22 protein-coding genes are annotated in these 18,003 nt (G+C 64.6%); 17 read left to right on the plus strand and 5 right to left on the minus strand.

What is annotated here, in order from left to right; all coding sequences use genetic code 11:
* The first annotated feature begins 2 nt into the window (after positions 1-2).
* Complete coding sequence (locus MGMSRV2_RS17990; RefSeq protein ID WP_024081808.1) at positions 3-425, plus strand: PaaI family thioesterase; 423 nt, start codon at positions 3-5, stop codon at positions 423-425.
* Here the strand turns inward: MGMSRV2_RS17990 and MGMSRV2_RS17995 are convergent.
* Together MGMSRV2_RS17995 and MGMSRV2_RS18000 are read right to left on the minus strand one after the other, a co-directional pair.
* Positions 420-692: a hypothetical protein gene (locus MGMSRV2_RS17995; RefSeq protein WP_024081809.1), complete on the minus strand. Its 273-nt coding sequence runs from the start codon at positions 690-692 to the stop codon at positions 420-422. The genes MGMSRV2_RS17990 and MGMSRV2_RS17995 overlap by 6 nt on opposite strands.
* Positions 693-732: 40 nt before the next feature.
* The gene (locus MGMSRV2_RS18000) at positions 733-1,371 is read right to left on the minus strand and encodes a S24 family peptidase (protein ID WP_024081810.1); all 639 of its coding nucleotides are present in this window, start codon (positions 1,369-1,371) and stop codon (positions 733-735) included.
* A 122-nt stretch (positions 1,372-1,493) separates the two neighbouring features.
* Between MGMSRV2_RS18000 and MGMSRV2_RS18005 the strand changes: the two genes are divergently transcribed.
* From MGMSRV2_RS18005 to MGMSRV2_RS18040, 8 genes are all read left to right on the plus strand, one after another.
* A complete protein-coding gene (locus MGMSRV2_RS18005; protein ID WP_024081811.1) occupies positions 1,494-1,859 on the plus strand; it encodes a hypothetical protein in 366 nt (121 codons plus the stop codon).
* Positions 1,856-2,227, plus strand: a complete 372-nt coding sequence (locus tag MGMSRV2_RS18010) for a hypothetical protein (RefSeq protein WP_024081812.1) — start codon at positions 1,856-1,858, stop codon at positions 2,225-2,227. The genes MGMSRV2_RS18005 and MGMSRV2_RS18010 overlap by 4 nt, the downstream gene beginning before the upstream one ends.
* A gap of 127 nt (positions 2,228-2,354) precedes the next feature.
* Positions 2,355-2,558 carry a hypothetical protein gene (locus tag MGMSRV2_RS18015; RefSeq protein ID WP_024081813.1) on the plus strand — a complete coding sequence of 68 codons (204 nt, stop codon included), beginning with the start codon at positions 2,355-2,357 and terminating at the stop codon, positions 2,556-2,558.
* 1 nt (position 2,559) lies between these two features.
* On the plus strand, positions 2,560-4,068 hold the full coding sequence (locus tag MGMSRV2_RS18020) for a portal protein (RefSeq protein WP_024081814.1): 1,509 nt from the start codon (positions 2,560-2,562) through the stop codon (positions 4,066-4,068).
* Positions 4,055-4,327 carry a Bbp19 family protein gene (locus MGMSRV2_RS18025; RefSeq protein ID WP_024081815.1) on the plus strand — a complete coding sequence of 91 codons (273 nt, stop codon included), beginning with the start codon at positions 4,055-4,057 and terminating at the stop codon, positions 4,325-4,327. The genes MGMSRV2_RS18020 and MGMSRV2_RS18025 overlap by 14 nt, the downstream gene beginning before the upstream one ends.
* 15 nt (positions 4,328-4,342) lie before the next feature.
* On the plus strand, positions 4,343-5,065 hold the full coding sequence (locus MGMSRV2_RS18030; protein WP_024081816.1) for a capsid assembly protein: 723 nt from the start codon (positions 4,343-4,345) through the stop codon (positions 5,063-5,065).
* A gap of 87 nt (positions 5,066-5,152) precedes the next feature.
* Positions 5,153-5,779 carry a nucleotide-binding protein gene (locus MGMSRV2_RS18035; protein ID WP_024081817.1) on the plus strand — a complete coding sequence of 209 codons (627 nt, stop codon included), beginning with the start codon at positions 5,153-5,155 and terminating at the stop codon, positions 5,777-5,779.
* Positions 5,780-5,874: 95 nt separating this feature from the next.
* Positions 5,875-6,836 (plus strand): IS630 family transposase gene (locus tag MGMSRV2_RS18040; protein ID WP_144084247.1). Its coding sequence is split into 2 segments (ribosomal slippage): positions 5,875-6,223 and positions 6,223-6,836, totalling 963 coding nucleotides; the frame shifts between segments, so codons are not numbered across the junction.
* Between the two features lie 146 nt (positions 6,837-6,982).
* Here the strand turns inward: MGMSRV2_RS18040 and MGMSRV2_RS18045 are convergent.
* Positions 6,983-7,417, minus strand: coding sequence for a hypothetical protein (locus MGMSRV2_RS18045; RefSeq protein ID WP_024081818.1), 435 nt, complete (start codon positions 7,415-7,417; stop codon positions 6,983-6,985).
* Positions 7,418-7,553: 136 nt separating this feature from the next.
* Between MGMSRV2_RS18045 and MGMSRV2_RS18050 the strand changes: the two genes are divergently transcribed.
* The gene (locus tag MGMSRV2_RS18050) at positions 7,554-8,393 is read left to right on the plus strand and encodes a dienelactone hydrolase family protein (protein WP_024081819.1); all 840 of its coding nucleotides are present in this window, start codon (positions 7,554-7,556) and stop codon (positions 8,391-8,393) included.
* Here the strand turns inward: MGMSRV2_RS18050 and MGMSRV2_RS18055 are convergent.
* Positions 8,377-9,762 carry an MATE family efflux transporter gene (locus MGMSRV2_RS18055; RefSeq protein WP_041633762.1) on the minus strand — a complete coding sequence of 462 codons (1,386 nt, stop codon included), beginning with the start codon at positions 9,760-9,762 and terminating at the stop codon, positions 8,377-8,379. The two genes, MGMSRV2_RS18050 and MGMSRV2_RS18055, sit on opposite strands and share 17 nt — an antisense overlap.
* Before the next feature lie 108 nt (positions 9,763-9,870).
* On the opposite strand from MGMSRV2_RS18055, the gene MGMSRV2_RS18060 reads away from it, so the two are divergent.
* Entirely contained in the window at positions 9,871-10,359 is a 489-nt protein-coding gene (locus MGMSRV2_RS18060) for a cache domain-containing protein (RefSeq protein WP_024081821.1), read from the plus strand.
* Positions 10,360-10,524: 165 nt separating this feature from the next.
* Here the strand turns inward: MGMSRV2_RS18060 and MGMSRV2_RS18065 are convergent, their stop codons facing one another.
* On the minus strand, positions 10,525-12,261 hold the full coding sequence (locus MGMSRV2_RS18065; protein WP_024081822.1) for an EAL domain-containing protein: 1,737 nt from the start codon (positions 12,259-12,261) through the stop codon (positions 10,525-10,527).
* Positions 12,262-12,463: 202 nt separating this feature from the next.
* Between MGMSRV2_RS18065 and rpmI the strand changes: the two genes are divergently transcribed.
* From rpmI to MGMSRV2_RS18095, 6 genes are all read left to right on the plus strand, one after another.
* A complete protein-coding gene (rpmI, locus tag MGMSRV2_RS18070; RefSeq protein ID WP_024081823.1) occupies positions 12,464-12,670 on the plus strand; it encodes a 50S ribosomal protein L35 in 207 nt (68 codons plus the stop codon).
* On the plus strand, positions 12,670-13,026 hold the full coding sequence (gene rplT / locus MGMSRV2_RS18075; protein WP_024081824.1) for a 50S ribosomal protein L20: 357 nt from the start codon (positions 12,670-12,672) through the stop codon (positions 13,024-13,026). The genes rpmI and rplT overlap by 1 nt, the downstream gene beginning before the upstream one ends.
* An 84-nt stretch (positions 13,027-13,110) precedes the next feature.
* Positions 13,111-14,190: a phenylalanine--tRNA ligase subunit alpha gene (gene pheS / locus MGMSRV2_RS18080; RefSeq protein ID WP_024081825.1), complete on the plus strand. Its 1,080-nt coding sequence runs from the start codon at positions 13,111-13,113 to the stop codon at positions 14,188-14,190.
* Positions 14,187-16,586 carry a phenylalanine--tRNA ligase subunit beta gene (gene pheT, locus MGMSRV2_RS18085; protein ID WP_024081826.1) on the plus strand — a complete coding sequence of 800 codons (2,400 nt, stop codon included), beginning with the start codon at positions 14,187-14,189 and terminating at the stop codon, positions 16,584-16,586. Before pheS ends, pheT begins: the two co-directional genes overlap by 4 nt.
* Position 16,587: 1 nt before the next feature.
* Positions 16,588-17,169 carry a histidine phosphatase family protein gene (locus MGMSRV2_RS18090; protein WP_024081827.1) on the plus strand — a complete coding sequence of 194 codons (582 nt, stop codon included), beginning with the start codon at positions 16,588-16,590 and terminating at the stop codon, positions 17,167-17,169.
* 51 nt (positions 17,170-17,220) lie between these two features.
* Positions 17,221-17,970: a substrate-binding periplasmic protein gene (locus MGMSRV2_RS18095; protein ID WP_024081828.1), complete on the plus strand. Its 750-nt coding sequence runs from the start codon at positions 17,221-17,223 to the stop codon at positions 17,968-17,970.
* Positions 17,971-18,003 lie beyond the last annotated feature (33 nt).

Genomic DNA, 18,003 nt, shown 5'->3' on the forward strand with positions numbered 1-18,003 from the left:
TCATGGTGGTGAAGGAAGAGGGGCCGTCGGGGTTCCAGCAATTATTGGGCTATCGCCTGACCGAATGGACCGAGGGTCAGGCGGTGCTGGAACTGGATATGGACCACAAGCACACCAACCGCGCCGGCGTCCTCCATGGCGGCGTGCTGGCGACGCTGATCGACACCGCTTGCGGCTTCGCCGCCACCTTTTGCCCGCTGCCGGGGCGGGTGCGCCGGGTGGTGACGTTGTCGCTCACCACGAACTTTACCGGTCAGGCCCGCCACGGCACCTTGCGGGCGGTGGCGAAAAAGACCGGAGGCGGCTCGCGCATCGTGTTTTGTCAGGCCGATGTGGTGGATGAACACGGCAAGCTGATCGCCAGCGGCCAAGGGAGCTTCCGCTATCGCAGCGGCAGCGAGCATCCCGAGGGCGTGGCGTTATAAGCCTCGGCGGGTACGGGGGGCGAGCAGCGTCACCGCCTGATGGCGGTAATCGGCCAGGGCCAGGGTGCGGCGGTGCAAGGTGCCGTCGATCATCGCTGGTGCCGCCTTCAGGTCGCGCCGCCGCCGGGCCGCTTGCGCCCGGCTTTCCGCCGCCAATCGGTCAAGTAACCCCGATCCAGCCAAGCCATCGACACGATGGCGGGGAATGGGGCCGTCATAGCGGCGTTCAAGACCGGGGGCGGCAAGGTGGAGCAGGACGAAGCGCATGGCCCCACTAAGAACATAAGTAGAACAAATTTGCAAACTGCTATTGGCTGGCCCAGAGGATGCGGGCCAACCACGAGACCTCTTCCGCCGCCAGCGAGCGGCCCGGATGGGCCGGGTTGAGCGAGGCTAACTCGATGCGCTTGGCGGTCTGGCGGATCAGTTGCTTGACCATCACCTCGCCCTCAAGGGTCTTGACCACCACACGGTCACCACGGCGCACCGACGCGGCGGGGGAGACGATGACGATGTCGCCGTCACGGTACAGGGGTTCCATGCTGTCGCCGGACACTTCCAGGGCATAGGCGTTGCTGTCGCCCACCTCGGGGAAGGGAATCTCGTCCCAGCCGCCGCCGCACGGATAGCCGGCATCGTCGAAATAGCCGCGATCGCCCGCCTGGGCCGAGCCGATCAGCGGAATGGTCGCCCCCTTGACCACCGGGGCCGGCAACGAATCATCGATGTAGTTGAGCAATTGCCCCAGGCTGGAGCCGGTGGCGTCGAGAACCTTGGCCACGCTCTCCGTCGACGGCCAGCGCAATTTACCCTCGCGGGTGATGCGCTTGCTTTTGTTGAAGGTGGTGGGGTCCAGCCCGGCCCGCCGGGCAAGCGCCGACGCCGTCAACCCGTTGTCGCGGGCAAGGGAATCAAGAGCGGCCCAGATATCGGCATGCGTCAACATGGGAAGATCATCCCCCAATCTCCCAACGAAGACATCAGGAATAATAGCCTAAGAATGCTTGACATGACTCCGCAACCCATGGAATCAGTGTTCATTATATGTTCTCGCCTTAGGGGGATTTTATGGCTCGACCGCGCTTCATGCCGCGTCCATTGCAGGGTGGCGCCACCCAGCCGTTCAGCACTGCCGAAGAGGCATGGCTGTGGTATGCCCATTGTCAATTGGCCCGCCTGGCCGGTTGCCGGCCCCGTCCCGACATGGGCGAGGTTTCCCGCCCCTGCGACCCCGACGATATCCACCGCGAGGTCATGCGGTTGTTCCGCCTGAACCGTTTGCAGGCCGAGCACCTGCGCACCCTGGCTGAGCTGGGTACCCGGCTGGCTGGCGAAAATGCCGCCGTCACGTGGTCGGACAGCCAGGACAAATTGTGGTGCGAGGCCTTGGATCGCCTAGAAACATCGTTACGGATCAAGGGGATCGTCGGATGATGCGGCCGCCTGATGTTCTGGTTGGTTTTGTCGGTCATACCGATCTGTGGTGGTTGCGGCTGCTGCGTCCCGGCTTTCGCCATTGCTTCGCCGCCATCCGCCAGGGTCCGGTCTGGGTGGTGATCGACCCCATGTCGCATCATACGCTGATGCGGGTGGAATCCTGCCCCGACCTGATGGCGTTTTACGTCAGTCGCGGCATCACCGTGGTCGCCACCCGGTTACGCCCGCCGCCGCACCGTCCGGCGCCCTGGCGTCCCTATACCTGCGTCGAGGCGGTCAAGCGATTGTTGGGCTTGCCGGCACCCTGGGTGTTGACGCCGTGGCAATTGTACAAATTCCTAAAATATCAGGAAAAAATGCCTTGAATTGTGTTCGTGTTTTGAGATAAGACGGAATCACGAGCTCCCGCATAGGTAAAAACTCAGGTCCGGCAGCGCCCGGTGCGGATTTTTTGCACATGCGATATGGAACAAAACATGTACGGAGGGTGAGATGGGTGGATTTTTTGGCGGCGCCCCGGAAGTGCCGGCCCCGGCGCCATTGCCGCCGGTGACCGATCCCGAGGACGAGGCGCGCACGCAACGTCTGGAAACCATGTCGCGCAACCGCCGTGGCCGCCAGGGCATGGTCGCCACCAGCGATCGCGGCGTGCTGGCCCCGGCTGCCAGCGACGGCAAACGCCTGTTGGGGGAATGAGATGACCGACGTCAATCATCCGCTGGGGCCGGACCACCAATCGGGCCATCTGCGCCAGCGTTACCGCAAGGCCAAGGAACGGCGCGCCACCTGGGAAGCCCATTGGCAGGAATGTTACGATTACGCCCTGCCGCTGCGCGACGCCGTGCTGCACCAACCCAATCCGGGCGAGAAAAAGGGCGACCGCCTGTTCGACGGCACCGCCGCCGATGCCGTCGACCAACTGGCCGCCAGCCTGTTGTCGGAACTGACCCCGCCGTGGGCGCAATGGTTCGGCCTGACCGCCGGTCCCGATCTGGACGAGGCCGAGCGCCAGCAGGTCGCCCCCTTACTCGACAAGGTCGGCGCCATCTTGCAAAGCCATTTCGACCGCTCCAACTTCGCGGTGGAAATGCATCAATGCTATCTCGACGTGGTCACCGGCGGCACCGCCTGCCTGTTGTTCGAGGAGGCGCAGCCGGGCGAGGCCTCGGCCTTTCGCTTCACCGCCGTCCCCTTGGCCCAGGCGGTGCTGGAGGAAGGCCCCGACGGCAAGTTGGACAGCAGCTTTCGCCGTAGCGAGCTGGCGCTGGCCGCCTTGCGGCAACGCTTCCCCGCCGCTCAGTTGGATCCGTCGCTGATCCGCCGGGGCGAGGAAGACCCGCAGGCCCGCTTCGCCGTCATCGAGGCGGTGATCCCCAACCAGCGCGGCCATTACGATTATGCCGCCATCCTGGAAGACGCCGGCGATGACGACGAAGCCCTGCTGGCCGAGGGCCGCTTCGGTCAGTCGCCCTTCATCAATTTCCGCTGGCTGAAGGCGCCGGGGGAAATCTATGGCCGTTCGCCGGTGATGAAGGCGCTGCCCGACATCAAGACCGCCAACAAGGTGGTGGAACTGGTGCTGAAAAACGCCACCATCGCCGTCACCGGCATTTGGCAGGCCGATGATGACGGCGTGCTCAACCCGGCCAACATCAAGCTGATCCCCGGCACCATCATCCCCAAGGCGGTGGGCTCGGCCGGGTTGCAGCCGCTGGAAAGTCCGGGCCGCTTCGACATTTCGCAACTGGTCCTCGACGATCTGCGCGGGCGCATCCGCCATGCCTTGCTGGCCGACAAGCTGGGGCAGGCCGACAACCCCAAGATGACGGCGACCGAGGTGTTGGAACGCTCCGCCGACATGGCCCGCCTGCTCGGGGCCACCTATGGCCGTCTGCAATCGGAACTGCTGACGCCGTTGATCCTGCGCGCCGTCACCATCTTGCGCCGGCGCGGCGAAATCCCGCCGCTGTTGGTCGACGGCCATCTGGTCGAGTTGCAGTACCGCTCGCCCCTGGCCCAATCCCAGGCCCAGCGCGACGCCCACAACGTGCTGAGCTGGCTGTCGGCGCTGGCCCAACTCGGCCCCGCCGGCATGGCGGTGGTCGATCCCGCCGCCGCTGCCCAATGGCTGGGCCGCGCCTTCAACATCCCCGCCGATCTGATGGTGGCACAGCAAAACCCGGAGAACGTCCATGTCCAAATCTGATCCCGGCTGGGACTGGTTCGCGCCGCCCGCCCCGCCCGACAATGCCCAGCGGCTGGCGGTGGCCCGCGCCTTTGCCCGGGCTTTTTCCGGCGCCGACGGCGATCTGGCCCTGGCCCATCTGCGCAGCCTCACCCTTGACCGCTGTCTCGGTCCCGATGCCAGCGACGCGGCGCTGCGCTGCCTGGAGGGCCAGCGCCTGCTGGCCGCCCATATCCTGTCGCTGGTCGAACGCGGCCGCGACGGCTCTCTTTACGCTTGATCAGGAGAACAACAGATGTACTACGAAGATTCCCTGCCGCCCGAACCGGAGATGCCGATCAGCACCGCCATCCCGGAAAAGTTCCGCGATCCGGCCACCGGCGCCTTGCGCACCGATGCCTTGCTGCGCGCCTATCAGGAGTTGGAGCGCCGCATGCATCGCATGGTGGAAATCCCCGGCGACGATTGCTCCGACGAACAGCGTTGCGCCTTTCACCGGGCCCTGGGGGTACCGGAAAGCCCCGAGCAATACAGCATCGAACAGCGCCACCCCATGCTGAGCCCCGATGCCGAGGTCAACCGCCTGCTGCATCAGGCCGGCTTCACCCCCAAGCAGGCGCAGTTGGTCTATGATCTGGCCCATCAGCGGGTGATTCCGACGTTGGAACAGATGGCCGGTGAGTTCGAAAGCCAGCGTAGCCTGGAACGTCTGCGCGACCATTTCGGCGGCGAGGCCAAATGGGCGGAAACCGCCCGTCAGGTTCAGGCCTGGGGTCAGGCCAATCTGTCGGCGGAATTGTACGAGGCCTTGTCCGCTTCCGCCGACGGCATCATCGCCATGCGCGCCATGATGAATTCGGGCGAGCCCAGCATGGGCCGCACCGCCACCCCACGCGAAGACGAGCCGTCGGAAGACGATCTGAAGCAGATGCTGCAAGATCCGCGCTATTGGAAAAAGCGCGATCCCGCCTTCATCGCCAAGGTCTCGGCCGGTTTCCGCCGCCTGTCGGGAGAGTGATTCCAACCGGCGGGGCGCGTTCTTCACATTTCGCGCTCCGCCGGTTGTGCTACCTTTGCCGCCATCACACGGGAACGGGGGGATGGCATGCTGTCGGTACTGGTCGGGAACATCAAGGGCGGCTGCGGCAAGACCACCATCGCCACCCATCTGGCGTCGTCCTTCGCCGCCACCGGCCTGTCCACGATCATCGCCGATTGCGACCGACAGAAATCGTCGCTCAACTGGCTAAAGCGCCGCGACGAGGCCGCCCCCACCATCACCGGTCTGGATTGGTCCAAGACTTTGGGCAATCCGCCCAAGGGCATCGACCGGCTGGTCATCGACGCTCCCGCCGCCATGCATCATGACGACGTGGAGGATTTGATCGCCATCGCCGACGTGGTGGTGGTGCCGGTCCTGCCCGGCGCCTTCGACCAGGATGCCACCGCCCATTTCCTCAAGAAGCTGTCGGCGGTCAAGGCGGTGCGCAAGAACAAGCGGGTGGTGGCGATCATCGGCAACCGCCTGCGCCTGGGGGCCAAGGCGACAGAACAACTGGACGTGTTCTTCGAATCCCTGGGCTTTCCGGTGGTGGCGCGACTGCGCGACAGCCAGATTTATCCGACCACCGCGGCCCTGGGCTCGTCGGTCCTGGAATCCAGGGACCGCCGCGCCCGCGATTATGCCGCCGAATGGACGCCGCTTTTGGATCTGCTGGCCCGCCAAGGTTAGAGCGGTTTCACGCCGAGCGGAATCGGTAGAGGATTCCCCCTGAGGTCATTTTGTGATTCAACATCTTCGGTAACAACGCTCCCGAGGATGATGCGATGACGTGGCGCTCAGGGCAGTCCTATTCTCAGGACTTGCGCGATAGAGTTTTGGCGGCTGTGGACAGCGGCATGAGCGCCTACGAGGTGGCGCCGCTGTTCCGGGTGAGCGTTTCGTACATCTACAAGGCCCAAGGCCGCCGCCGGGCCACCGGCGAGACGACGGTGAAGCCACGGCCTGGGCGGCCAGGACAGAAGCTGGCGGCTCACCTTGAGGCGTTGCAGGCGCAGATCAAGGTCGAGCCCGATGCCACGCTGGCTGAGTTGCGCGCCTGGGTTCTGGCCGAATTGGGCGTGTCGATCAGCGTCGGCGGCCTGTGGAACACGCTTGAGCGGCTCGACCTCAGTCTGAAAAAAAGAGTGCGCATGCTGCCGAGCAGGAACGTCCCGACGTAGCCGAAGGACGCATCGCCTGGCGAGCCGAGCAGCCGGCGCTGGACCCAACCCGCTTGGTCTTCCTTGATGAAACCGGGGCATCGACCAACATGACCCGGCGCTACGGACGGGCGCCGCGCGGTCAGCGGCTGCTGGCTGCGGTGCCGCACGGTCATTGGAAAATGACCACCTTCGTCGGGGCGCTCCGGCATGACGGAATCTCCGCCCCCTTCGTCATCGACAAGGCGATGAATGGCGCGATCTTCCTGGCCTATGTCGAGCAGGTCCTGGCTCCGACCTTGCGGCCCGGCGACATCGTCGTAATGGACAATCTGCCCGCCCACAAGGTGGCAGGGGTCAAGCAACTCATCGAAGCCCGAGGGGCCACCCTGCGGTATCTGCCGCCCTACTCCCCAGACCTCAATCCCATCGAGCTCGCCTTCGCCAAGCTCAAGAGCCTGCTGCGAAAGGCGCAAGCCCGCACCATCAACACCTTATGGGACGTGATCGGAAAACTCATCGACCTGTTTCCGCCCGAGGAATGCGCCAATTTCTTCGCCCACGACGGATATGGACGCTCGATGTGAAAATGCTCTAAATTTGCCAGCCTGAAATCTGACGCGCGTTCACATCAATGGTCGTCACTCCCGCGCAGGCGGGAGTCCAGAGGGTGTACCTCCAGCTTGTCCGCGCTCCTGGATACCCGCCTGCGCGGGTATGACGGGGGGCGACTTTAATCACACACGGCCTTGTCGCCGTTGATGACGCAGGCGCGCCGGGTGCGCAGCACCATCATGGCGCCGTCTTCATAATCGCACACCACCCGGGTCAGCTTGCCGGCGGGAGCGACCTTCATGCCGGTCAACTTCAAGGCGCGGGTCTGTTCCGGGCTGCGACCGCAATGCAGATAGCCCTGGAAGTCGCCGGCTTCCCATAACGCATGGTTCTTCAGTTTCTTGAAGTCGTCCAAGGTGACGCAGGTGTTGCCGCCATCCTTGTCGTACATGCGGGCGTCGTCGCTGCAATAGCCGGCGTAGGAATATTTCAACTGCTCCTCCGACGGGCAATCGCCCACCGGTTGGGCAATCGACAAATCGGGGCAGGCGATGTCCTCGGCCAAAGCGGGCGTGGCGGCAAGGCACAAAAACAGGGCAAGGCGGCGCAACATCACGATTTCCCCCAAAATGGAACCGGGCCAGCTTAGGGCCGCCGCTCGCCCCCGCCTCTGACATTGGTCAAGCCGCCTCTTTCAATTAGCCGTCGGCATCCCCACACTCAGGTCTTCGGATACGGGAGGACAATCCATGCGTGAGGACGAGAAAAGCCTGAACCCCGATTTCAGCCGTCGCGGCTTCATCGGTACCGCCCTGGCCGCCACCGGCTTCGCCGTCGCCGCCGGTCCGGTCAACGCCCAGGCCATCAGCACCGACAGTACCGGCCTTGCCGCCGGGCCGCAGATGATCGGGACCTTGCCCGCCTATGTGGCCCGCCCGGCCAGCGGCAGCAATCTGCCGACCATCCTGGTGGTGCAGGAAATCTTCGGCGTGCATGAACATATCCGCGACGTCTGCCGCCGGCTGGCCAAGCTGGGCTATCTGGCCATCGCCCCCGAACTTTATTTTCGTCAGGGCGACCCGTCGACCGTCAGCGATATTCCCACCTTGCTGAAAACCATCGTCGCCCAGGTGCCCGATGCCCAGGTGCTGGCCGATCTGGATGCCGCCGCCGCCTGGGCTACCAGCCATGGTGGCGATGCCAAGCGCTTGGGCATCACCGGCTTTTGCTGGGGCGGGCGCATTTCCTGGCTTTATGCCGCCCATAATCCCAAGCTGAAGGCGGCGGTCGCCTGGTATGGCAGGCTGGTCGGCGACGCGTCGGAAAACAACCCGCGCCATCCCATCGATATCGCCGGCCAGTTGAAGGCGCCGGTTCTGGGGCTTTACGGCGGCGGCGACCAGGGCATCCCGCTCGACAGCATCGAGCGCATGCGAAGCGCGGCCAAGGCGGCCAAGGTCAAGACCGAGATCGTCGTCTACACCGACGCCCCCCATGCCTTCCATGCCGATTACCGGCCCAGCTATCGCGCCTTGCCGGCCCAGGCCGGCTGGCAGCGATTGCAGGACTGGTTCAAGACATATCTGTGAGCAAGCCCAGGCGGCGGCGCAGGCTCCAACGCATGGTGACCAGCGCCGCCACCACCGCCAGGCCCAGGGCCAGACCGATCCAGATGCCCAGGCCGCCGACACCGCCGGTAAAAGCCAGGGCGGCGCCGACCGGGATGGCCAATCCCCAATAGCCGAGACCGGCGAAGATCATCGGCACCCGGGTGTCCTTGAGCCCGCGCAGGGCGCCGGCTCCCACCACCTGGGCGCCGTCGGCGACCTGGAAGATCGCCGCCACCGCCAGGAAGCCGATGCCATGAGCCAGCACGGCGGCGCTATCGGGATGGGACAGATCCAGGAAGACGCCGATGATGGCCCGCGGCCACAACAGCAGCACCAGGGCCATGACCGCCATGAAGCCCACCCCCAGAACCAGGGCGGTCCAGCCGGCCTTGCGCACCCCCTCGGCATCGCCGGCCCCCGCCGCCAGCCCCACCCGTACGGTGGCCGCCTGGGCCATGCCCATGGGCACCATGAAGGTGGCCGAAGCCACTTGCAGGGCGATGGCATGGGCGGCCAGCGACGCGGTATCGATCAGCCCCATCAGGAAGGCGGCGGCATTGAAGCCCGAGACCTCGAAACCCATGGCCAGCCCCATGGGCAGGCCGATACGCCATAATTCGCGCAGCTTGATCCAATCCGGGCGCCAGAAATGCCCGAGCAAATGATAACGGCGGAAGCGGCGATCCCACAGGATGAAGCCCAACAGGGCGCTGAACATGAACAGGTTGGACAAGGTCGAGGCGATGCCCGCCCCCATCACCCCCAGGGCCGGCGCCCCCCAATTACCGAACATCAACAGCCAGTTGACGAAGGCATTGAGGCCCACCGCCAGCAAGGTCACCACCATGGCGGCGCGCGGCCGTTGCAAGGCCGAGATGAAGGACCGCAGCGCGATCACCCCCAGGGCCGGCAGTAGCCCCCACATCATGGCGCGGCCATAATCGCCGGCGGCAGCGGTCAGGGCCGGGTCTTGGCCCATGGCGTTCAGGATGGCGGCGGTGTTCCACAGCACCAGCCACACCGGCAGGCAATAAAACCCGGCCAGCCACAATCCCTGGCGGACGATGCGGCGGCATTCGCGCACTGAATGACGCCGAGCCCCCAAGGTGTGGGCCAACAGCGGCGAGGTGGCCAGGACCAGCCCGATCCCCATGACGAACCAGCCGAAATACAGATTGGCGCCCAAGGTGCCGGCGGCCAGATCGGTCGGTCCCAGCCAGCCCATCATCAGCGTATCGGTGGTGCCGATGGCGATCTGCGCCAGGTTGGTCATGATGGTCGGCCAGCCCAGCGTCAGCATGGCTGCCACTTCCGACCGCCAGGAGATGGGTTTGCTCTGTGTGTGCATGGTCTGCGGCTTATAGCACCGGCACACACGTGTCACCAACCAGCCTTTGGTTTCCGGCGAAAGCTATATTAGGATGGCGGCAATAAATATATGAGGGGAGGCTTAACCATGATGTCCAATCGCCTGGGGGCGGCGCTGCTGGGTGCCTTGTTGCTGGCGCCGCCGGTTTTCGCCGCCGAGACCAACACGCCGGCCCCGCCGCCGGTGGTCCGCCACGGCTACGAGGAAGTGCAGGCCCTGGTCGACGACGCCGTCGCCTTCATGAAGAAGGTGGGGCCGGAAAAGGCCTTTGTCGCCTTCAACGATCCCAAGGGCAAGTGGATCAAGGACGACCTTTATGTTTTCGCCTTCGACCCCAAGGGCGTCTACAAGGCGACCGGCTTTCGTCCCGAGCGCACCGGCTCCAACGCCTGGGAGATGACCGACGCCGCCGGCCTGAAGGTGGTGCAGGAAATCATCAAGAAGGCCAAGCGCAACGGCTCTGGCATGGTTGATTACCTGTGGAAGAACCCGAGCACCGGCAAGCTGGAAAACAAGACGTCCTATGTGGTCCAGGTCGGCGACTATGTCGTCGGCGCCGGGTTCTATCACCGCTGAGGCATGGTCCCTCCCTCGTCATACCCGCGCAGGCGGGTATCCAGGAGTCGCGGGAAAGGTGGTGGTGCCCCCCTCTGGACTCCCGCCTTCGCGGGAGTGACGGCGGAAGGGCGGGGATGAAGAAGGAAAAATGGGCGTCTTTCACCGCCCTGATGTCACATCACGTCAGCCGTTGCTGACGGTGGGAAAGCGGATGGGCTTGGCCTGCGGCGCCTGATTGCGATAGGCCAGCAGGCCGTTTTGCCAGTAAAGGCCGTTGACCGCCCAGCCCTTCATGGGGTCGGCCTCGATATTGGCCGGCTGCATGGGCTTGCCGTACAGATAGCCCTGGGCGTGGCGGACCTTCAGCAATTTCAGCAGATTGGCGGTTTCCGACGTCTCGACGAATTCGGCGATGGTGCCCACCTTGAGGTCGGCGCACAATTGGGCGATGGCCTTGAGATAGGGTGTCGGCGTGTTCGAGCCCCTGACTTCCTTGATATAGGCGCCATCGATCTTGACGTGATCCACTTCCAGGGCGCGCAGATAGTGGAAGGCGGCGGAGCCGGCGCCGAAATCGTCCAGGCAAACCTGGAAACCGCCCTTGCGCAGGGATTGCAAGATGGCGTTGACGGCGGGCAAATCGTCCACTTCCGCCGATTCGGTCAGCTCGAACAGCATGCGCCCGCGTAAATCCGGACAGCCGGCGACCATGGACAGCAGGCGGCGCGCCGTGGGCGCGTGCGACAATGACCGCCCCGACAGATTGACGGCGAAACGCAGCGACGGGTTGTTGCCCAGCGGCGAGCGCATGAAATTGATGGCCCGGTTCAAGATGGCCATGTCCAGATTGCCGACGATGCCGACATTCTCGGCGAAGGTGACGGTTTCAAACGGCGACGATTTGCCGGGAAAGCGCACCAGACATTCAAAATGATGAACCATGTCGGTCCACAGATCGACGATGGGCTGGAACACCAGCTCGAACCGGCCCTGGTCGATGACTTCCTTGATCTCGCGCATCTGGCCGACGGTGTCGGACAGGCGCGAGCGCACATCCTTGGCCAGATTGTGCAGATTGACCTCTTCGCCCTGGGAAAACCGGTTGAGCGAGTAAAGCAGGGCGTTGGTCGCCTCTTCCGACGAGATGCCGGCGGCGTCCAGGGCGACGGTGGCCGATTTCACCGGCTCGGGCTGATCGCCGGGCAGGAAGGCGGCGACCAGATCGGTCAGCGCCGCCTCGATGGACGAGGCGGTGACCGAGGGGGAATGGATGACGCCATAGCGGTTCTCGCCCAATTCACCGGCGGCGTCGCCGCCCATGGACACCGCCTTCAAGCGGTCGCCCAACTCGGCCATGAACTCGTCGGCCTTGACCGGCCCGGCGGCGGCGCGCACCTGCTCGACCGCCGGCAATTCGACCATGGTCAGCTGATAGGCCTGGTCGGTGTCGGCGCCGACGCTGCCTTCATCCATCATCCGCCGGGCGAGGACGGAAAAATCCTCGCGGCTCAGCAGGTGGCCGATGGGGGTGCGGTTTTCCTCGGGCACTTCCAAGGCGGCGGCGTGGGTCAGGGCCAGCAGGCGATGACCCGGCCGGTCCGGGTGGCGATAGCCTGCCAAAGCCACCGGTTTGTTGGGGCGCCCAGGTCCGCCCGGTGTATGCAGCAGCAGCAGGCGCACCCGCTCGCCTTCGTCCATGCGGTTGAGCGCGCGGTCGATGCGCTCACCGTCCTGGGGGATGAACATGGCCGAGGCCGGTTGCCCGGTCAACGCGCGGGCCGGCTTGCTGGTCAGGGCCATGGCGGCGCCAACGGCGAAGACGATGGCGCCGTCCTCGTCCACCTCGACCAGAAGGTCGGCGGCGGCGAAGGCGAAGGCGACATATACTTCGCGTGAAGTGGCGATATCCCCTGCGGCCATGGTGCCCTTTGCCCGCCTGCAATTATTGGAATGACTATGGCATGCTGCGCACCGCCGGGCCAGTGTCGATATGTGCCGCCAAGGCTTGCAATTCGCCCCCCTTGCGTTTATAAGCTTCCTCCTTCAAGCGCGCGTGGGCCTGTAAGGGCATGCCCCGCCGCTTGTGTATCGCAGTGAAACCCTTTTCGCGAAGGAAGCGAAAATGCCCAAGATGAAAACCAAGAGCGCCGCCAAGAAGCGGTTCAAGCTCACCGCGTCCGGCAAGGTCAAGGCCGGCGCCGCCAACAAGCGCCACTGCCTGTCGGCCAAGCCGAACGACATGAAGCGTCAAGCCCGCGGCACCTTCATCCTGTTCAAGGCTGATGGTGAGAAGGTCAAGCAATACTACCTGCCGAACGGAGCTAAGTAATGGCGCGCGTCAAGCGGGGCGTAACCACTCACGCCCGTCACAAGAAGATTTTGAAGCTGGCCAAGGGTTTCCGTGGCCGCTCCTCCACCTGCTTCCGTGTGGCCATCGAAAAGGTCGAAAAGGCGCTGCGTTACGCCTATCGCGACCGTCGGGCCAAGAAGCGTAATTTCCGTGCCCTGTGGATCCAGCGTATCAACGCCGGTACCCGTCAGTACGGCATGCCCTATTCCCGCTTCATGAATGGCCTGAAGAAGGCCGGTATCGTGCTGGACCGCAAGGTGCTGGCCGACATCGCCGCGCGCGAGCCGGAATCCTTCAAGTCGTTGGTGCAAAAGGCCGAGGCGGCCCTGGGCTAAGGCTCTGCGCGACGAAGCAGGTCTGTTTTGCTTAAGGGGGCTGCCCAGCGGGCGGCCCCCTTTCGTGTCCGAAAGGGATGACGCATGGACGAGTTGGAGAGTATCCGTGCCGAGGCTTTGGCTTCGGTCGCCGCCGCTGACACCATCGAGGCGCTGGAAACCGCCCGCGTCGCCGCCTTGGGCAAAAAGGGCAGTATCTCCGCCCTGATGGGCGCGCTCGGCAAGATGGACCCGGACGCGCGCAAGGCCGCCGGTGCGGCCATGAACAAGGTCAAGGACGAGGTGGCCGAAGCCATCAACGTCGCCAAGACTTTGCTTGAGGCCAAGGCGTTGGATCAGCGGCTGGCGCGGGAAAAGCTTGACGTCACCTTGCCGGTACGCCCCGATACCCTGGCGGGCCGGGTCCACCCCATTTCCCAGGTGATGGAGGAGATGGCCGCCATCTTCGCCCAGATGGGCTTCGACGTGGCCGAAGGTCCGGATATCGAGGACGATTTCCACAATTTCACCGCGCTCAACATCCCGGCGGAACATCCCGCCCGGCAGATGCATGACACCTTCTATTTCGGCGAGCGCGACGATGGGTCCCGTCATCTGCTGCGCACCCATACCAGCCCGGTGCAGATCCGCACCATGCTGGGGAAGAAGCCGCCCATCCGCATCATCGCGCCCGGTCGCACCTATCGCTGCGATTCCGACATGACCCATACGCCCATGTTCCATCAGATCGAGGGGCTGGTGATCGACAAGACCACCAATATGGGCCATTTGAAGGGCTGCCTGCTGGAATTCGTCACCACCTTCTTCGAGGTCGACGAAGTGCCGGTGCGTTTCCGCCCCAGCTTCTTCCCCTTCACCGAACCGTCGGCGGAAGTGGATATCGGCTGTTCGCGCGAAGGCGGCGAACTCAAGATCGGCAAGGGCGCCAGCTGGCTGGAAATCGGCGGCTCGGGCATGGTCCATCCCAACGTCCTGAAGGCCTGCGGCCTCGACCCGGATGAGTGGCAGGGCTTCGCCTTCGGCATGGGCGTCGAGCGCATGGCCATGCTGAAATACGGCATCCCCGATCTGCGTACCTTCTTCGATTCCGACATGCGCTGGCTGAAGCATTACGGCTTCGTGCCGCTGGACGTGCCGACCCTGGCCGGAGGGCTGACCCGATGAAATTCACCCTGTCGTGGCTGAAGGCCCATCTGGAGACCGATGCCTCCCTGGCCGAGATCGATGCCCGCCTGACCATGCTGGGCCTGGAGGTGGAGGACATCCACGATCCGGCCAAGGATTTGGCCGGCTTCACCATCGCCCGTATCGTCGAGGCGGAACCGCACCCCAATGCCGACCGCCTGCGCGTGTGCAAGGTCGATACCGGCAGCGGCATCATCCAGGTGGTGTGCGGCGCCCCCAATGCCCGAGCCGATATCAAGGTGATCCTGGCGCAGCCGGGCTGCTTCATCCCGGTCAGCGGCGAAAAGCTGAAAAAGGGCAATGTGCGCGGTGTGGAAAGCCAGGGCATGATGTGTTCCTGGCGCGAGCTGAAACTGGGCGAGGACCATGACGGTATCGCCGAGTTGGCGGTCGACGCCCCCATCGGCGCCAGGTTGATCGACACCATGCATTTCGATCCGGTGATCGAGATTTCCATCACGCCGAACCGCGCCGATTGCCTGGGCGTGCGCGGTGTCGCCCGCGATTTGGCGGCATCGGGTCTGGGCCGGCTGAAGCCACTGCCGGTCGCCCCGGTCAAGGGCGCTTACGCCAGCCCGATCAATGTGGCCTTGGATTTCCCCGAGGATGCCGAAAGCGCCTGCCCGCTGTTCGTCGGTCGTCACTTCCGTGGCGTGAAGAACGGTGAAAGCCCCCAGTGGCTGAAGGACCGGCTGACCGCCATCGGCCTGCGCCCCATTTCCGCTTTGGTCGACATCACCAATTACTTCACCTTCGATCTGGCCCGGCCGCTGCACGTGTTCGATGCCGCCCGCGTCAAGGGCGACACCATCACCGCCCGGCTGGCCCGCGACGGTGAGACGCTGGCCGCGCTCAACGGCAAGGAATACACCCTGTCGCCGGCGATGACCGTCATCGCCGATGCGGGTGGCCCGGAAGCCCTGGCCGGGGTGATGGGCGGCGAACATTCCGGCTGTACCGAGGCGACCACCGACGTCTTCCTGGAAGTGGCCTTCTTCGACCCCATCCGCACCGCCACCACCGGGCGCAAGCTGGACATCCTGTCCGATGCCCGCTTCCGCTTCGAGCGCGGCGTCGACCCGGCTTTCCTGGTGGATGCGGCCGAACTGGCCAGTGCCATGATCCTGGAGATTTGCGGCGGCGAAGCGTCGGAACTGGTCATCGCCGGGGCCGAACCCGATTGGCGCCAATCCATCGCGCTCCGTCCCGAACGGGTGGAAGCCCTGGGCGGCGTGGCGGTGGACAATCAGCGCCAGCAGGCCATCCTGACGGCGCTGGGCTGCACCGTGTCGGAACATGGCGACGGCCTGTTGGTGGTGCCGCCGTCGTGGCGCGCCGATATCACCGCCGAGCACGATCTGGTGGAAGAGATCATCCGCATCAACGGCTATGACCTGCTGCCGGCGACACCGCTGCCGCGTCCCAGCATGTCCAAGCCGGTGCTGACCCCCGGCCAGCGCCGCGCCGCCTGGGTGCGGCGCCAGCTGGCCAGCCGTGGTCTGGTGGAGACGGTGACGTGGTCGTTCCTGCCCTCGGCTCAGGCCAAGCTGTTCGGCGGTGGGGCCCTCGCCATGCATCTGGCCAACCCCATCTCGTCCGATCTGGATTGCATGCGCCCGTCGGTGTTGCCCAATCTGGTGGCGGCGACCGGGCGCAACGCCGATCGCGGCATTAAGGATGTGGGCCTGTTCGAGATCGGGCCGCAATTCGACGGCCCCGAGCCGGGCCAGCAGCGCAATGTCGCCGCCGGTCTGCGCGCCGGCAAGGCCACACCGCGCCATTGGGCCGACAAGGCCCGCGCCGTCGATGTGTTCGATGCCAAGGCCGATCTGCTGGCCGCCATCGCCGCCGCCGGCGCCAACCCGGATTCGTTCCAGATCGGCACCGACGCTCCCAATTGGTACCATCCGGGCCGCTCCGGCGTGCTCAAGCTGGGCAACAAGCCGGTGGCGTATTTCGGCGAGCTGCATCCGGGCGTGCTGAACGCGCTGGACGTCAAGGGGCCGGTGGTGGCGTTCGAGCTGTTCCTGGAAGCGTTGCCGCCGCAAAAGGCCAAGGCGACCAAGGCCAAGCCCCTGGTCAAGCTGTCAGCCTTCCAGCCGTTGGAACGCGACTTCGCCTTCGTCATGGACGCATCCGTATCGGCGGATGCGGTGCTGCGGGCGGCCAAGGCCGCCGACAAGGCGCTGATCACCGACGTTGCCGTCTTCGACCTCTACGAAGGCCCCAATGTGGGCGAAGGCAAGAAGTCGCTGGCCATCTCGGTGACCTTGCAGCCCTTCGACAAGACCCTGACCGACGAGGAAATCGAGGCGGTCAGCAAGAAGATCGTCGAGGCGGTGGTCAAGGTTTCGGGTGGGGTTTTGCGAGGCTAGCATGCCCACCATCATTCTGCTGCGCCACGGCGAGACCCATTGGAATCGCCAACAGCGCATTCAAGGTCACGGCGATTCGCCCCTGACCTTGAAAGGCATCGATCAGGCCCGTGCCTATGGCCGCGCCGTCGCTCCGCTGCTGGGGGCGGCGCAATGGCGTTTGGTGTCGTCGCCCTTGTCGCGCTGCATGCAGACCATGGCCATCTTTTGCGAGGTTGCCGGCTTGGACTTCGCCCGGGTGGAACGTGATGCCCGCTTGAAGGAAGTCTCCACCGGCGAGTATTCCGGTCGGCTGAAGGCCGAGTTCCCGCCCGGCGAACTGGGCGGTAGCGGGCGGCAATCGTGGTTCTTCCACTGCCCCGGCGGCGAATCCCATGACCACATGGTGGCGCGGCTGTCGGCTTGGCTGGAAAGTTTGAGCGAAAACGACCACGTGATCGCGGTCAGCCACGGCATCGCCGGCAAGGTATTGCGTGGGCTTTATTGCGGCTGGGACCCCGATTCCGCCCTGGCCCAAGACAGCCCGCAAGATGCCCTGTTTCTGCTGCGTGATGGGCAGATGCAGCGGCTGGCTTGCCCATAGGCACTACCTGTGCTTACGTTATCGGGGCTTTATGCACAAAGGAACGGGACGATGAAACGGTTCTGGCTGGCTTTGGCCTTGATGTGCGGCGCCATCGGTGGCGCTCAGGCGGCATCCCGCGATCTGGTCGTCGGCGTCGAGGACATCGAGTATTACCCGCTCTTCGCCATCCGTGATGGTGAATATGTGGGGGCCATGCGTGAGATCGTCGACGCTTTCGCCCGTGCCAAGGATTATCGCGTCACCTATCGCCCGCTGCCGATCAAGCGGCTGTATGCCGAACTGGCAGGCGGCGGCATCGACGTCAAGCTGCCCGACAATCCCGGTTGGGGCGGCGAGGCCAAGGCCGGCCTGAAGATGGCCTACAGCAAACCGGTGGCGGCCTATATCGACGGCGTGGTGGTGCGCCCGGGTTCCATCGCCAAGCCGGTGGACCAGTTCCGCAATCTGGGCACGGTGGCCGGTTTCACCCCTTATGCCTGGCTGGACCGGATCAAGGCCGACAAGGTGGCGCTCAAGGAAAATCCGCGTATGGAATTGCTGCTGCGTCAGGCGGTGGTCGGCCATGTGGACGGCGCCTATGTCAACGTGGCGGTGGCCAATCACGTGCTCAACAACATCCTCAACATGCAAGGGGCGCTGATCTTCAATCCGGCGCTGCCGCATTCACGCGATTATTACCATCTGTCCACCACCCGCCGCCCTGAAGTGGTGGCCGAGTTCGATGTCTGGCTGAAGGAAAACGCCCAGATGGTCAAGGACATCAAGGACCGCTTCGGTGCCGAAAAAGGCGTGGAATAAACCCTGACATTCCCGCCCGCTTTGCCGTAGGCT

It is taken from the genome of Magnetospirillum gryphiswaldense MSR-1 v2 (assembly GCF_000513295.1).
In the GTDB taxonomy this organism is placed as follows: Bacteria; Pseudomonadota; Alphaproteobacteria; order Rhodospirillales; family Magnetospirillaceae; genus Magnetospirillum; species Magnetospirillum gryphiswaldense.

Coding starts and splice junctions, on each gene's coding strand:
- MGMSRV2_RS17990 (WP_024081808.1), top strand. CDS start 3: ATGGTGGTGAAGGAAGAGGGGCCGTCGGGGTTCCAGCAATTATTGGGC.
- MGMSRV2_RS17995 (WP_024081809.1), bottom strand. CDS start 692: ATGCGCTTCGTCCTGCTCCACCTTGCCGCCCCCGGTCTTGAACGCCGC.
- MGMSRV2_RS18000 (WP_024081810.1), bottom strand. CDS start 1,371: ATGTTGACGCATGCCGATATCTGGGCCGCTCTTGATTCCCTTGCCCGC.
- MGMSRV2_RS18005 (WP_024081811.1), top strand. CDS start 1,494: ATGGCTCGACCGCGCTTCATGCCGCGTCCATTGCAGGGTGGCGCCACC.
- MGMSRV2_RS18010 (WP_024081812.1), top strand. CDS start 1,856: ATGATGCGGCCGCCTGATGTTCTGGTTGGTTTTGTCGGTCATACCGAT.
- MGMSRV2_RS18015 (WP_024081813.1), top strand. CDS start 2,355: ATGGGTGGATTTTTTGGCGGCGCCCCGGAAGTGCCGGCCCCGGCGCCA.
- MGMSRV2_RS18020 (WP_024081814.1), top strand. CDS start 2,560: ATGACCGACGTCAATCATCCGCTGGGGCCGGACCACCAATCGGGCCAT.
- MGMSRV2_RS18025 (WP_024081815.1), top strand. CDS start 4,055: ATGTCCAAATCTGATCCCGGCTGGGACTGGTTCGCGCCGCCCGCCCCG.
- MGMSRV2_RS18030 (WP_024081816.1), top strand. CDS start 4,343: ATGTACTACGAAGATTCCCTGCCGCCCGAACCGGAGATGCCGATCAGC.
- MGMSRV2_RS18035 (WP_024081817.1), top strand. CDS start 5,153: ATGCTGTCGGTACTGGTCGGGAACATCAAGGGCGGCTGCGGCAAGACC.
- MGMSRV2_RS18045 (WP_024081818.1), bottom strand. CDS start 7,417: ATGTTGCGCCGCCTTGCCCTGTTTTTGTGCCTTGCCGCCACGCCCGCT.
- MGMSRV2_RS18050 (WP_024081819.1), top strand. CDS start 7,554: ATGCGTGAGGACGAGAAAAGCCTGAACCCCGATTTCAGCCGTCGCGGC.
- MGMSRV2_RS18055 (WP_041633762.1), bottom strand. CDS start 9,762: ATGCACACACAGAGCAAACCCATCTCCTGGCGGTCGGAAGTGGCAGCC.
- MGMSRV2_RS18060 (WP_024081821.1), top strand. CDS start 9,871: ATGATGTCCAATCGCCTGGGGGCGGCGCTGCTGGGTGCCTTGTTGCTG.
- MGMSRV2_RS18065 (WP_024081822.1), bottom strand. CDS start 12,261: ATGGCCGCAGGGGATATCGCCACTTCACGCGAAGTATATGTCGCCTTC.
- rpmI (WP_024081823.1), top strand. CDS start 12,464: ATGCCCAAGATGAAAACCAAGAGCGCCGCCAAGAAGCGGTTCAAGCTC.
- rplT (WP_024081824.1), top strand. CDS start 12,670: ATGGCGCGCGTCAAGCGGGGCGTAACCACTCACGCCCGTCACAAGAAG.
- pheS (WP_024081825.1), top strand. CDS start 13,111: ATGGACGAGTTGGAGAGTATCCGTGCCGAGGCTTTGGCTTCGGTCGCC.
- pheT (WP_024081826.1), top strand. CDS start 14,187: ATGAAATTCACCCTGTCGTGGCTGAAGGCCCATCTGGAGACCGATGCC.
- MGMSRV2_RS18090 (WP_024081827.1), top strand. CDS start 16,588: ATGCCCACCATCATTCTGCTGCGCCACGGCGAGACCCATTGGAATCGC.
- MGMSRV2_RS18095 (WP_024081828.1), top strand. CDS start 17,221: ATGAAACGGTTCTGGCTGGCTTTGGCCTTGATGTGCGGCGCCATCGGT.